The 14,649-nt window shown below is 66.1% G+C and carries 9 protein-coding genes; 8 read left to right on the top strand and 1 reads right to left on the bottom strand.

Annotation, left to right across the window (positions count from 1 at the left end; all coding sequences use genetic code 11):
* Positions 1–26 precede the first annotated feature (26 nt).
* The 8 genes from AC13GI_RS03070 to AC13GI_RS03035 all read left to right on the top strand — a co-directional run bounded on the left by AC13GI_RS03070 (position 27) and on the right by AC13GI_RS03035 (position 13,507).
* The gene (locus tag AC13GI_RS03070) at positions 27–3,158 is read left to right on the top strand and encodes a TonB-dependent receptor (protein ID WP_482995453.1); all 3,132 of its coding nucleotides are present in this window, start codon (positions 27–29) and stop codon (positions 3,156–3,158) included.
* 68 nt (positions 3,159–3,226) lie between these two features.
* A complete protein-coding gene (locus AC13GI_RS03065) occupies positions 3,227–3,985 on the top strand; it encodes a SapC family protein (RefSeq protein WP_099818473.1) in 759 nt (252 codons plus the stop codon).
* 3 nt (positions 3,986–3,988) lie between these two features.
* Positions 3,989–5,008 carry a cupin-like domain-containing protein gene (locus AC13GI_RS03060; RefSeq protein ID WP_230109535.1) on the top strand — a complete coding sequence of 340 codons (1,020 nt, stop codon included), beginning with the start codon at positions 3,989–3,991 and terminating at the stop codon, positions 5,006–5,008.
* On the top strand, positions 5,008–6,552 hold the full coding sequence (locus AC13GI_RS03055) for a tryptophan halogenase family protein (RefSeq protein WP_482995452.1): 1,545 nt from the start codon (positions 5,008–5,010) through the stop codon (positions 6,550–6,552). Before AC13GI_RS03060 ends, AC13GI_RS03055 begins: the two co-directional genes overlap by 1 nt.
* Before the next feature lie 64 nt (positions 6,553–6,616).
* Complete coding sequence (gene xylB / locus AC13GI_RS03050; RefSeq protein WP_482995451.1) at positions 6,617–8,110, top strand: xylulokinase; 1,494 nt, start codon at positions 6,617–6,619, stop codon at positions 8,108–8,110.
* A 44-nt stretch (positions 8,111–8,154) separates the two neighbouring features.
* A complete protein-coding gene (xylA, locus tag AC13GI_RS03045; RefSeq protein WP_099818470.1) occupies positions 8,155–9,489 on the top strand; it encodes a xylose isomerase in 1,335 nt (444 codons plus the stop codon).
* Positions 9,490–9,536: 47 nt separating this feature from the next.
* The gene (locus tag AC13GI_RS03040) at positions 9,537–10,946 is read left to right on the top strand and encodes a sugar porter family MFS transporter (RefSeq protein WP_482995450.1); all 1,410 of its coding nucleotides are present in this window, start codon (positions 9,537–9,539) and stop codon (positions 10,944–10,946) included.
* 5 nt (positions 10,947–10,951) lie between these two features.
* Positions 10,952–13,507, top strand: coding sequence for a glycoside hydrolase family 3 N-terminal domain-containing protein (locus tag AC13GI_RS03035; RefSeq protein ID WP_482995449.1), 2,556 nt, complete (start codon positions 10,952–10,954; stop codon positions 13,505–13,507).
* 20 nt (positions 13,508–13,527) lie between these two features.
* Here AC13GI_RS03035 and AC13GI_RS03030 read toward each other — a convergent pair whose 3' ends face one another.
* On the bottom strand, positions 13,528–14,586 hold the full coding sequence (locus AC13GI_RS03030) for a LacI family DNA-binding transcriptional regulator (RefSeq protein WP_265951399.1): 1,059 nt from the start codon (positions 14,584–14,586) through the stop codon (positions 13,528–13,530).
* Positions 14,587–14,649: the final 63 nt, after the last annotated feature.

The following is a 14,649-nucleotide window of genomic DNA, read 5'->3' as shown; positions in this document are numbered from 1 at the left end:
CGTACCCCAGGCCGGAGGGCTCGTCGATGAGCCGGACGCTGGCGAAGTTCACCTCCAGGGCCATGTTCACCTTTGTCGGTGGGGTCCTGGTCATCAATCCCGCATTCGCGCAGGAGACGTCACCCGCCGCGCCTGTCGCCCAGCAGCAGAACCCGCCCAGTCCGAAACAGCTGGATACCGTGCAGGTCACCGGCATCCGCAACAGCCTCAGCCAGGCGATGGACATCAAGCGCGACTCGGCCGGCGTGGTGGATGTGATCAGTGCGGAGGACATCGGCAAGTTCCCCGACACCAACCTGGCAGAGTCCCTGCAGCGCATCACCGGCATCTCGATCGAACGACGTGACGGTGAAGGTGCACAGGTGACGGCGCGTGGCTTCGGCCCTCAGTTCAACATGGTGACGCTCAATGGGCGCCAGATGCCCGGCGCCGATGCATTCGGTGCGTCCGGGCAGGTCGCCATCGGTGGTGTCGACGGCGGTACCCGCGCCTTCAACTTCGCCCAGCTGGCTGCCGAAGCCATCAACGGCATCGAGGTCTACAAGACCAGCCAGGCCAATGTCCCCAGCGGTGGCATCGGTGCCACCATCAACATCCTTACCTCGCGGCCGTTCGACCATGAGGGCATCGTCGCCAGTGCCGGCGCGAAAGCTGTCTCCGACCGCAGCCAGCCATTCGGTGACGACCTGACACCGGAGCTGTCCGGCATCTTCAGCTACACCAATCCGGAAAAGACCTTCGGCGTGGGCGTGAGCGCCAGCTACCAGAAGCGCAAGGGCGGCTCGGTGCAGGCCACCGAGAACTACTGGAATGTGCAGCCCTGGACCGGCACCATGCCGGGCAACCCGAGGGTAGTCAATGCACCGGCGGTGGGCGCGCTGTACGCCCGGCCCAATGACCTGCGCTATGCGTTCTCCGAGTTCGAACGTGAGCGCATCAACGGCCAGGCGGTGCTGCAGTTCGCGCCGACCGATGCAGTGACCCTGACCCTGGACTACACCTATTCGACCAACGAGATCACCGAGAATCGTGGCGAGCAGGGCATGTGGCTGCAGAACAGCAATTACACCGATGTCGAATTCGACACCAGTGGCGCGGTAGCGACCCCAACCTACATCCGCGAGATCGCCGGCACCAAGGACTTCGGCCTTGAGCAGCAGCGCAGCATGCAGAAGTACAAGCTGGGGTCGCTGGGCTTCAATGCGGCATGGAACGTGACCGACCGCTTCAAGCTGACCTTCGATGCGCACAATTCGAAGAACGAAAGCCGCCCGAACGACCCGCTCACTGGCGGTGGCTCCATCTTCATGAGCATCGCCGGCACCAACAACTGCACCACCGGCCCGCATTGCGGCGGCTCATGGGTGCAGGAGCTGAACTTCAACAACGGCCTGCCGATCGGCACCCAGGTCTGGTTCCCGTCCAACGCCGATGCAGCCGCCAATACCAACGGCGTGGTCAACCCGGGCTTCGTGCCGGGCGAGATCGGCAGCCAGGTGCTGCGCGTCAACTCGCAGACCCAGATCAGCGAGATCAAGCAGGGCCGCGTGGATGGCGAGTGGATCTTCGACAGCGGTCGTTTCCAGTTCGGCGTGGACAGCAGCAAGTCCACCACCCATCGCATCCAGGCCGAAGAGGCCTATTCGACACTGGGTGACTGGGGCGTAGCCAACGTCAACCGTGACACGGCCGGCGGGCTGATGGACCTGATGCAGCCGGTCAACATCGTCGGTCTGTTTGATGATTACAGTGCCAGCAGCTGGAACGCATGGCGCGGCGACGCCGGCCGCCTCGCGCAGTGGGCGGCGAACGAGTATGGCGTGGGCCTCGGCGTGAGCCCCAAGCGCGCCGCCGACAACCTGGTGGAAGAGAAGACGAAGTCGGCCTACTTCCAGGTTGAGCTGGATGGCGAGCTGGGCGGCATGCGTACCAATACCCGACTGGGTGTGCGCTATGAAACGACGGACGTTGTCTCCACCTCGAACATCGCCATCCCGGAAGCGATCGAGTGGCAGTCCAACAACGACTTCCGTGTGGTGTTGTCCGACGAGCAGCAGCCGTTCACCGAAAAGAGCAACTACAGCTACATCCTGCCCAACCTCGATTTCAGCATCGATCTTCGCGAGGACCTGAAGGGACGCGTCTCGTTCGGCAAGAGCATCGCGCGCGCGCCGATCGGCAACCTGTATGCCGGCCCGACTGCCCAGCAGCCGTTCGGCTCGGTCCTGATCGACCCGTCCTCGCGGGCCAGCGGCACTGCACAGAACCCGCAGCTGAAACCGTTGGAATCGGACAACCTGGACCTGGCACTGGAGTGGTACTTCGCCGACGCGAGCTACCTGTCGCTGACCTACTGGAACAAATCGGTCGACAACTTCGTTGGCAACACCATTGTCCAGGAAAATCTGTACGGCCTGCGCGATCCTACCTCCGGTCCGGACGCGCAGGCGGCCCTGGCATTCCTCAACAGCGGTGCCTGCGTCACCCAGGTGGGCGCTGCCAACGCGGCAGCGTGCTCGGCCAATGACACCTCGCTGTTCACCGCCCTGGCCCTGCTGCGCAACAATCCGGCCGGGCTGGCCGCCTACAACGGCACCGACGCCCAGGTGCTGGCCACCGAGGCAGCCTACGATCTTTACGGCACCGCTGCCGATCCGCTCTACCAGTTCAACGTCAACCGTCCCATCAACCAGAACAAGGCCAAGCTGCACGGCTGGGAGCTGGGTGGACAGTACTTCTTCGGCGATACCGGCTTTGGCATTCTGGCCAACTACACCCTGGTCGACGGTGATGTGGGCTTCAACAATGCCGGCGATCCGGGCATCGACCAGTTCTCACTCACCGGCCTGAGCGACACCGCCAATGCCGTGCTGATGTATGAGAAATACGGCTGGTCGGTACGCCTTGCCTGGAACTGGCGCGACCAGTACCTGATCCTGGCCAACCAGGGTGCCAGCCGCAATCCGTACTATGTGGAGGCGTATGAGCAGTGGGATCTCAGCGTGAACTACACCCTGGATGATCACTGGTCGTTCGGCCTGGAGGCGATCAACCTGACCGGTGAGGATGTCCGCTGGCGCTCGCGCACCTCGCAGATGATCGTCAAGCTGGCCGACCAGAGTCCGCGGTATATGCTCGGCGTGCGCTACAAGTTCTGAACCGTAGGGGGTGCAGCTGCCACGGCAGCTGCACCGGTTGAAGGCATCTGACCGAACGGGACACGTCCATGCCGCGTTACGAAATGCTCAACAACGTTGCCCACCGCGATCTTCGCGTTGCCACCGGCTTCGGGCCGGAGTTCGGCGATGCGGTCGGCATGGTGCCAGCGTACCCGAGTGAATTTGCAGAATTGCAGCGGGAGTACCCGATCTTCCTGCGCAGGGATGCCGACACCGGTGGCTGGCAGTCGGTGGCTCTGCTGGGCTTCGAGCAGCACGAGAACCTGTTCCTGCAGGGCGGCCGCTGGAATGCGGCGTACCTGCCCGGTGCGGCCGCCAAGGGGCCATTCCTGATCGGCTTCCAGGAGAACCACGTTGATGGCGCGCTCACCCGGGAGGCCGTGCTGCATGTGGATCTGGACCATCCGCGCGTGAGCGCGATGCAGGGGGAGCCGGTGTTCCTGCCGCAAGGAGGGAACTCGCCTTATCTCGAACACGTCGCCGGCGTGCTGCGCGGCATTCACGATGGCCATGCGTTTGCCGCGGAGATGTTCGCCGCCCTCGATGCGAACGGGCTGATCCAACCGGTCACGCTGGACGTGCGGATCGATCCGGAGCATCGGGTCGGTGTCAACGGCCTGCACGCGATCGACCGTGATCGGCTGGCGCAGCTGGACGGTGCCGCGCTGGCCGCGCTCAACCGCGCCGGCTATCTGGAAGGCGCCTATCTGATGCTGGCGTCACTGCACAACATGCGCCGCCTCATCGCCGAGAAGCAGCGGCGACTGCGGGCGCATGATGCCGCTGCTGCGGCAGGCAGGAACTGACCGGTGCTGGACGGCCTCCCGATGCGTACCCTGGAAGGGCTCGATGCCACGGCGCTGCCGCTGGAGTCGCTGGTGGCTGCCGGCGAACCGGTGGTGCTGCGCGGCATCGCGAACGGATGGGGGCTGGTGCAGGCCGGTGCACGTTCCCTGCAGGAGGCGATGGCCTACCTTCGCGGCTTTGACGCAGGCGTGCCGGTTCCCTATTCCTTCGGCGGCCCCGAGATCGAAGGGCGCCCGTTCTACAACGCCGACTTCACCCGCTTGAACTTCGAGGTCCGGCGTGGCGTGCTGACGGAGGTGCTGGACGCAATTGGCGATCATCTGGATTCGCCGAACCCGCCCACCTACTACGTCGCTTCGCTGCTGATCGCACGGGCGCTGCCCGGGTTCGCGCAGCACAACGATGCCGGCCTGGCCGGGCAGGGCATCGATGCCTCGGCCAGCATCTGGATCGGCAACCGGGTGACGGCCTCCTGCCATTACGACATCCCCGACAACCTGGCGTGCTGTGCGGTGGGCCGGCGCCGCTTCACCCTGTTTCCGCCGGAGCAGATCGACAACCTCTACCCGGGGCCGATGGAGCCGACCCCGGGAGGACAGGTGGTCAGCACGGTGGACTTCGAACGCCCGGACGTCGACCGCCATCCGCGCTTCCGTGATGCCATGGCAAGCGCGCAGACCGCCACGCTTGAACCCGGGGATGCCATCTTCATCCCGGGCCTGTGGTGGCACCACGTGCGCAGCCTGGAACCGTTCAACGTGCTGGTGAATTACTGGTGGCGCAGCGCGCCGGCCTTCCTGGGCTCGCCCCTGCCGGCGCTGCAGCACGCGATGTGGGCCCTGCGTGATCTACCGGCACGCGAGAAACAGGCCTGGGCAAGGATCTTCGATTACTACGTGTTTGGTCCCGGCGAGCGGGCAGGGCAACACCTGCCCGAAGCCGCCCGGGGGGAGCTGGCACCGTTCGACGAGACGCAGGCGCGGCGCATGCGCGCGCAGCTGCTGGGTCGACTCAACCGCTGATGGGGAGCATCGCATTGAACGCTGCGGACACTACACAAGGGCGGATCCGGAGAGTGGTGATCGCCGGTGGCGGCACTGCCGGCTGGCTGGCCGGCTGCGCGCTGGCGCACCAGTTCCGCCAGCAGCTGGACATCACCCTGGTAGAGTCCGAGCAGATCGGTACCGTGGGTGTGGGCGAATCCACCGTGCCGCCCATCCGCACGTTCCACCGCTTCCTGCAGATCGATGAGCAGGAGTTCATGCGGGCGGTCGCCGGCACGTTCAAGCTCTCGATCTCGTTCGAAAACTGGCGTCGCCCGGGTGAGCGTTTCATCCATCCCTTCGGCACGATCGGGCAGGGCACGTGGGCCACGCCGTTCCATCATTTCTGGCTGGACAGCCTGCGTCGCGGCATGCCTTCGGAACTGGGCGACTTCTGCCTGGAAAGCGTCGCTTCCCAAGCCGACCGGTTTTCGCTGCAGACCCAGCCCCAGGTCAACTACGCCTACCATTTCGACGCCGGGCTCTACGCCCGTTTCCTGCGCGGCAAGGCCGAAGCCAACGGGCTGCGGCGGGTGGAAGGCAAGATCCGCGAAGTCCGCCAGCATGCCGATGACGGTTCGGTTGCATCGCTGCTGCTGGAGGACGGCCAGGTCATCGAAGGCGATCTGTTCATCGACTGCACCGGCTTCCGTGGCCTGTTGACCGAGCAGACACTGCATACCGGCTATGAAGACTGGAACGAATGGCTGCCCAGCGATCGTGCCGTTGCCGTGCAGACCGACGCGGCTACGCCGCCGGTGCCCTACACCCGCGCCATCGCGCACGAGGCCGGATGGCGCTGGCATATCGCATTGCAGCACCGGGTCGGCTGCGGCCTGGTGTTCTCCAGCCGCCACATGTCCGATGACGAGGCGCAGGCCAAGCTGCTCCGTGATGTCGACGGACGGCCCTTGCGCGATCCCTGGCTGGTGCCGTTCCGCAGCGGACGCCGGTTGCAGGCCTGGAACCGCAACGTGGTGGCGCTGGGGCTGGCCAGTGGCTTCATCGAGCCGCTGGAATCGACCAGCATCCACCTGACCATCAGCGCCGTCGTCCGCCTGATCCAGCTGTTCCCGTCCGAGGGCATCACCCCTTCGCTGGTGGCGCTGTACAACGACGTCAGCCGCCAGGAGATGGAGCATGTGCGCGATTTCATCATCCTGCACTACCACGCCAACCAGCGCGTCGAGCCGATGTGGAAGGCGTGCCGCGAGATGGCGCTTCCCGAGTCACTGCAGGTCCGCCTGCGCGCGTGGCGCGAACGGGCCCATGCCTGGCAGGACCCCGGCGAGCTGTTCCGGGTCGACTCCTGGACCAGCGTCCTGATGGGCCAGGGCATCCTGCCGGGACCGCCGCATCCGCTTGCGCGCGCGATCAGCGACGCGGACCTGCGAACGCTGTTGCATCGACTCCGGCAGCCGGTGCAGGAAGCGGTGGCGAAGATGCCGTCGCAGGCGGACTTCATCGAACGCTACTGCAAGGCTGCGCCGGGAGCCTGGCAAATGGGGCGGGCCGTGGCGTAGCCGCAGTGTGTGCTGTTGCACAGAATTGGTAGCGCTACCTTCACATCATTACGGGGTGCAGTAGATGGAATTGGTTGCAGGAATCGACGCCGGTACGCAGAGCCTGAAGGTGGTCGTCTACGATCCTGATGCACGCAGCCTCGTTGCCAGCGCCAGCGCGCCACTGGAACTGACCAGCGCCGCCGATGGCAGCCGGGAACAGCGCCCAGACAACTGGGTCGCCGCGCTGCAGGGCTGCTTTGCCGCAATCGATCCGGCGCTGCGCTCGCGCATTGCCGCGCTTGCGGTCTCCGGGCAGCAGCATGGCTTCGTACCGATCGATGCAGCAGGGAAGGTCCTGGCACCGGCCAAGCTGTGGTGCGACACCAGCACCGCGGCCGAATGCGTGCAGATCATGGCCGCGGTTGGCGGTGCCGCACGCACCATCGAACTGGCCGGCAACCCGGTGCTTGCCGGTTACACCGCCTCCAAGCTGCCGTGGACGAAGATGCACCGGCCCGACGCCTACGCCCGGCTGGCCACCATCCTGTTGCCGCACGATTACCTCAATTTCGTGTTGACCGGCCAACGCTTCTGCGAGTACGGCGACGCGTCTGGCACCGGCTGGCTGGACGTGCGCACCCGCACCTGGTCGGACGAGCTGCTGCACGCGACCGATCCGCAGCGCGATCTTGCCGGCTGCCTGCCGCGCATCGCTGCACCCGATGAGGTGTTCGACATTGCGCCTGAGGCCGCCGTGGCATTGGGACTTCCGCCCACCGTGAAGGTCGCCGTCGGCGGTGGCGACAACATGATGGCGGCCATCGGCACTGGCTGCGTCGTGCCTGGTCGCCTGGCGATGAGCCTGGGCACGTCAGGCACGCTGTTTGCGTTCTCGGATACCCCCGTGGTCGATCCCAACGGCGCGTGGGCCGCGTTCTGCTCGTCGACCGGCGGCTGGCTGCCACTGATCTGCACGATGAACTGCACCGTGGTAACCGGGCAGGTTGCCGATGCCTTCGGTTTCAGCAGCCGCGATGGCGACGGCCACCTGCACGCCACGCCGCCCGGCGCCGACGGGCTGGTGATGCTGCCGTTCCTCAACGGCGAACGCACGCCGGACCTGCCGCAGGGCAAAGGGGTGCTGGCGGGCCTGGATACGACCAACATGACGCCGGCGCACATCTACCGCGCGGCCATGGAAGGGGCCACCTACGCCCTGAAGTTTGGCTACGACGCATTCGTCGGCGCGGGCATGCAGTTCGACCGCATCGTGCTGACCGGCGGCGGCAGCAACAGCGAAGAGTGGCGGCAGCTGGTGGCCGATGTGTTCGGCCTGCCGGTGGACGTACCGACCCAGCCCGAAGGCGCGGCGTTCGGTGCGGCCTTGCAGGCGCTGTGGGCCGTCGCTCACGCGCGCGGTGACGCCACCTCGATCGCCGCGATCACCGACCGGCACGTTGCGCTCGACCCGCTGCGGTCCGCGCGCCCGGACCCCTCGCGCAGCGAAGCCTACGCCACGGCCTACGCCCGGTTCCTTCGACATCTCGACGCCATCACGCCGCTGTATCGCGGCTGATTCCTCTTTCCGCGACACCTCGCACAACGACAGGAAGACGCACCATGAGCACGCAACCCTTCATCGGCGCCAAGGAGTACTTCCCCGGCATCGGCCGCATTCCCTTCGAAGGACGGGGCTCGGACAACCCGCTCGCCTTCAAGGTCTACGACGCCGACAAGGTCATCGGTGGCAAGACCATGCAGGAGCATCTTCGCTTCGCGGTCTGCTACTGGCATACCTTCTGCAACGCCGGGCATGATCCGTTCGGCCCGGGTACCCGTCACTTCCCCTGGGAGACCGGCTCGCCGATGGCAACCGCCGAGGCGAAGGTGGATGCAGCGTTCGAGTTCTTCACCAAGCTGGGCGTGCCGTACTGGTGCTTCCACGATATCGACCTGGCGCCGGACGCCGACGACGTCACGCAGTACGAAAAGAACCTGAAGCACATGGTGGGCCTTGCCAAGGCGCGCCAGGATGCCACCGGCATGAAGCTGCTGTGGGGCACGGCCAACCTGTTCTCGCACCCGCGCTACATGAACGGTGCGTCCACCAACCCGGATTTTGCGGTGGTGGCGCGTGCCGCCGTGCAGGTGAAGGCGGCGCTGGAGGCCACCGTTGAACTGGGCGGCGAACATTACGTGTTCTGGGGCGGCCGCGAAGGCTATGCCGCGCTGGCCAATACCCAGATGAAGCGCGAAGTCGACCACCTTGCGCGGTTCCTGACCATGGCGCGCGACCATGGCCGCAGCATCGGCCTGAAGGGCAACTTCCTGATCGAGCCCAAGCCGATGGAACCGATGAAGCACCAGTACGACTTCGACAGCGCCACCGTGGTGGGCTTCCTGAAGGAGCATGGCCTGGACAAGGATTTCAAGCTCAACATCGAGGCGAACCACGCTACGTTGTCCGGCCATACCTTCGAGCACGATCTGCAGGTCGCCTCGGACCACGGCCTGCTCGGCAGCATCGACGCCAACCGCGGCAATGCACAGAACGGCTGGGATACCGACCAGTTCCCCACCGACCTGTACGACACCGTGGGCGCGATGCTGGTGGTACTGCGCCAGGGCGGTCTGGAAGGCGGCTTGAACTTCGACGCCAAGGTGCGCCGCGAATCGACCGACCTGGAAGATCTGTTCATTGCCCACGTCGGCGGCATGGATGCCTTCGCCCGCGGGCTCGAAGTGGCCCATGCACTGCTGAACGATTCGCCGCTGGAGCAGTGGCGCCAAGAGCGTTACGCCAGCTTCGACAGTGGTGCCGGCAATGACTTCGCGCGCGGCGCGCTCAGCCTCGCAGAGCTGGCTGCGCTGGGTGCCAAGGGCGGCGAGCCACGGCAGATCAGCGGCAAGCAGGAGCGCTACGAGAACCTGATCAACCAGTACCTGCTGCGTTGAGCGCGACGGCTCGCATCGATGACACCGAACCGGGGAGGGGCAGGGCAATGCAGCAGGCAATGAGCGGTGGAGAGAACACCCGATTGATCGTACTGATCAGCGTGGTGGCGACGATTGGCGGATTCCTGTTCGGGTTCGACAGCGGCGTGATCAACGGCACCCAGGACGGCCTGCACCAGGCGTTCAGGTCCGGCGAGTGGATGCAGGGGTTCGAGATCGCCTCGATGCTGCTGGGCTGTGCCGTCGGTGCCTTCAGTGCCGGCCGCCTGGCCGACCGTCTCGGTCGCCGCAATGTGCTGATCGTCTCGGCGGTGCTGTTCCTGCTGTCGGCGATCGGCGCAGGCGCCGCATCGTCCTCGGTGATGTTCGTCGCCGCGCGGGTGTTGGGAGGCTTCGCGGTGGGGGCCGCGAGCGTGATCTCGCCGGCCTACATCGCCGAAGTGGCACCGGCACGCTACCGTGGCCGCCTCGCCACGGTCCAGCAGATCGCCATCATCAGCGGGCTGACCGTCGCGTTCCTGTCCAACTACCTGCTGGCGGCCACCGCCGGTGCCTCCACCGAGGCGCTGTGGGGCGGCTATGCGGCGTGGCGCTGGATGTTCTGGATGCAGGCCGTGCCTTCGCTGCTGTTCCTGGCATTGCTGCTGACCATTCCGGAAAGCCCGCGCTACCTGATGGTGAAGCGCCGCAAGGACGAGGCACTGCAGGTGCTTGCGCGGCTGTACGGCGGTGCCGAGGCGCAGGCGAAGCTTGCCGAGATCGACGCTTCGCTGTCGACCGACCACCATCGGCCGCGGCTGTCTGACCTGCGCAGCAAGAGCACCGGCCGGATCCGCTCCATCGTCTGGGTGGGTATCGGCCTGGCCACCTTCCAGCAGCTGGTCGGCATCAACGTGGTCTTCTACTACGGTGCCGTGCTCTGGCAGGCCGTCGGCTTCTCCGAGAACGACGCATTGCTGATCAACGTGCTGTCCGGTGCGCTCAGCATCGGTGCGTGCATCGTCACCGTGCTGCTGATCGATCGCATCGGGCGCAAGCCGTTGTTGTGGGTGGGCTCGGCCGGCATGGCGGTGTCATTGGCGGTGCTGGTGGCGGCATTCGCCAGCGGCTCGTTGGTCGATACGCACCTGCAGCTGCCTGCAGGCATGGGCACGCTGGCGCTGGTGGCGGCCAATGCCTATGTCGTGTTCTTCAACATCTCGTGGGGACCGGTGATGTGGGTGATGCTGGGCGAAATGTTCCCCAACCAGATCCGCGGTTCGGGCCTGGCAGTGGCCGGTGCGGCGCAGTGGACCGCCAACTTCGCCGTTACCGTGACCTTCCCCATCCTGCTGGCCGCCACCGGGCTGGCAGCCACGTACAGCATCTACCTGGTGGCAGCGGTCATTTCGGTGTTCTTCGTGCTCAGGTACGTGCACGAAACCAAGGGCAAGGAACTGGAGCAGATGGAAGGATGAACGCAATGACCCATCGACACGTTGGCCGCGCCCATGCTGGCGTGCTGCTGACCACGCTGCTGCTGGCACTTACGGCCTGCGGCAAGGATGAGAAGGTTGCCGGACCTGCGGCCGCGACGGCGGATCCGTGGCCGCAGGTCGCCTGGCCGTTGGCCGAGGACCCCGCGCTGGAGAAGCGCATCACCGACCTGATGGCCACCCTGACGGTGGAGGAAAAGGTCGGCCAGCTGGTGCAGGGCGATATCGCCAGCATCACGCCCGACGACGTGCGCCGCTATCGGTTGGGCTCGGTCCTGGCCGGCGGCAATTCCGATCCCGGTGGCCGTTACGATGCCGCGCCGGCCGAATGGCTGGCGCTGGCCGATGCGTTCTACGCAGCGTCGATGGACACCTCCGCCGGTGGCAAAGCGATTCCGGTGCTGTTCGGCATTGATGCCGTGCACGGGCAGAGCAACATCATCGGCGCGACACTGTTCCCGCACAACATCGGCCTGGGCGCGGCCCGCAACCCGGATCTGCTGCGCCGGATCGGCGAAGTCACCGCACTGGAGACCCGCGCGACCGGCATGGAGTGGGCATTCGCACCGACCGTGGCGGTACCGCAGGACGACCGCTGGGGGCGTACTTACGAGGGCTATTCCGAATCGCCCGAGGTGGTGGCCAGCTATGCCGGTGCAATGGTCGAAGGCCTGCAGGGCAAAGTGGGTACGCCCGCGTTCCTCGATGGTCGTCATGTGATCGCTTCGGTGAAGCACTTCCTCGGCGACGGCGGCACCACCGATGGCAAGGACCAGGGTGACACCCGGATCAGCGAAGCAGACCTGGTGCGCATCCACGCGGCCGGGTATCCACCGGCGATCGCGGCAGGCGCACAGACCGTCATGGCGTCCTTCAACAGCGTCAACGGCGAAAAAATGCATGGTCACAGGCAGTACCTGACCGATGCGTTGAAGGGCCGCATGCACTTCGGTGGGTTCGTGGTGGGCGACTGGAACGGACATGGACAGGTCAAGGGATGCACGACCACCGATTGCCCGGCCACCATCAATGCGGGCCTGGACATGGCCATGGCCTCGGACAGCTGGAAAGGCTTCTACGAAACCACGCTGGCTGCAGTGAAGAACGGCACCATCAGCCAGCAACGGCTGGATGAAGCCGTGCGCCGGATCCTGCGGGTGAAGATGCGACTGGGCCTGTTCGAGGCCGGCAAGCCATCCGCCCGCGCGGTCGGCGGGCAGTTCGCCCTGATCGGTGCACCGGAACATCGCGCCCTCGCGCGGCAGGCCGTGCGCGAATCACTGGTAATGCTGAAGAACCAGGGTGGTGTACTGCCGTTGTCCCCCCGCCAGCGCATCCTGGTCGCCGGTGATGGTGCCAACGACGTGGGCAAGCAGGCCGGTGGCTGGACGTTGAACTGGCAGGGAACCGGCACCACGCGCAAGGACTTCCCCAACGCAGACACGATCTACGAGGGTATCGCCCAACAGGCGTCCGCCGCAGGTGGCGAGGCAGTGCTTGCCGTCGATGGGAAATATGTGACGAAGCCGGACGTGGCCGTGGTGGTATTCGGCGAGAGCCCGTACGCCGAGTTCCAGGGCGATCTGCCGACCCTGGCGTACAAGCCGGGGGACGACGCGGATCTTGCCCTGATCAAACGGCTGAAGGCCGACGGCATCCCTGTGGTGGCCGTGTTCCTGAGCGGACGCCCGCTGTGGGTCAACCGCGAGATCAACGCCGCGGATGCGTTCGTTGCAGCGTGGCTGCCCGGCTCGGAAGGTGCCGGCGTTGCCGACGTGCTGCTGCGCGGGCCTGATGGCAGCGTGCAGCACGATTTCAAGGGCAGGTTGAGCTTCAGCTGGCCGCGCACGGCCACGCAGTACGCCAACAACGTGGGGCAGCAGGGTTACGACCCGCAGTTCGCTTTCGGCTTCGGACTGTCCTACGCCGACAACGGCGATCTGGCAGCCCTGCCGGAAGTCTCCGGCGTGACTGGCAACGAAGGCGCTACCGGCGTGTTCTTCGCGCGCGGCGAAGCCGGTTCAGGCATGGCCCTGCGCCTGCAGAAGGGCACGGGGCAGGGCGTCACGGTCACCAAGGTGCCGGAGGCCCTGGAGGGCGATCTGCTCAAGGTCACTGGCGTGGACCATCTGGCGCAGGAGGACGGTCGCCGCCTTGCATGGTCGGGCAAGGCTGAGGCAGTTGCCATGCTGCAGTCGCACACAGCGCTGGACCTGCAGCGTGAAAGCAACGGCGACCTGATGCTGCTGACCACACTGCGGGTGGAGTCTGCACCCCGCGGCGAGGCCTGGTTGGCAGTGGGCTGCGGCACCGGCTGCTCGGCCCGCATTGCGCTCACGCCGACGCTGGCAACGCTGCCGGTGGGCCAATGGACGCGCGTGGGCGTGCCGCTGAAGTGCCTGCTGGCCGCTGGTGCGGATGTCGGCAAGCTGGATCGCCCTTGGTCGATCGGAACGGCGGGGGCGATGACACTGTCGGTGTCACGTGTCGCACTGGGCGCTCTGAATGAAGCAGAGACCACCATCGGCTGCGCGGGCGAGTGACCGTGACGCCGCGCCCTGCGCTATCGGGAACCAGGCGGGCGCGCGACCGAGTCGCGTACCACCAGCCGGTGCGGCACCACGTGGTCGATCAGCACCCGCTCGCCGTCGGTGCGGCGGCGGATGGTGCGCAGCAGGATATCGATGGCCGCGTCGGCCATCGAGGCGATCGGCTGATGGATGGTGGTGAGCTCAGGCCAGACCGTGGTGGCCGCCGAGCTGTCATCGAAGCCCACCACCGACAGATCGCGGGGTACCTCCAGGCCACGGCGGTGGGCAACGGAGATTGCCGCCGCGCCCATATCGTCGTTGCTGGCGAAGATCGCAGTGGGCGGCCGGGGCTGGCACAGCAGCTTTTCAGCAGCGGCGAGCCCGGAGCGGTAGGTGTAGTCGCCCTGTTCGACCAGGGCGGGGTCGACCTCCAGCCCGGCGTCGTGCAGCGCGCTGACAAAGCCGTCATAGCGCCGCGCGCTCGCGCTGAGATCGGTACGCCCGCAGATGAAGCCGATGCGGCGGTGACCATGCTGGATCAGGTGTTCGGCCAGTTCCCTGCCAGCGTGGAAGTCGTCGATGCGCACGCAGGAAACGCCGTTGCCAAGGTGACCTGGCGCGATCGCCACCACCGGGATACCGGCCCTGACCAGCTCGGTCACCACGGGCTTCGATTCGCACAGCGGCGGCGGCAGGATGACGCCGTCCACCCGCCCGGCAAGGGCACGCGCGGCCTTGCGCTGGGCGGCGGGGCCCGGCTCGTCCCAGTAGTCGATGACCAGCTGGATGGCAGCGTTGGACGCTACCCGCAGCAGGCCGACCAGCAGTTCGCGCAGGTAGGCACCGCTGGGGTCGGTGTAGATCAGTGCAATACGCGTGTGCTGCGCGGCGGCCAACGAACTGGCGGCGAGGTTGGGCGTATAGCCCAGTTCACGCACTGCGCGCATCACGCGCTCGCGGGTGACGTCGCGCACCTTGCCCTGGTTGATCGCCCGCGACACCGTCATCGGCGACACTCCGGCCAGGGCTGCCACCTCGTCGATCGTCACGCCACTTGTTTTGCGGCGGACCGATTTCTTCGGCTTGTCCAATACGCGCTCCCGTTCTTCTCTGTGACGCTGCTGCATCCAGCGCACGCGCCGAGCTTACAAGGT

It is taken from the genome of Stenotrophomonas sp. 82F1 (assembly GCF_056861525.1).
This window is presented reverse-complemented; position numbering and strand designations above follow the sequence as displayed.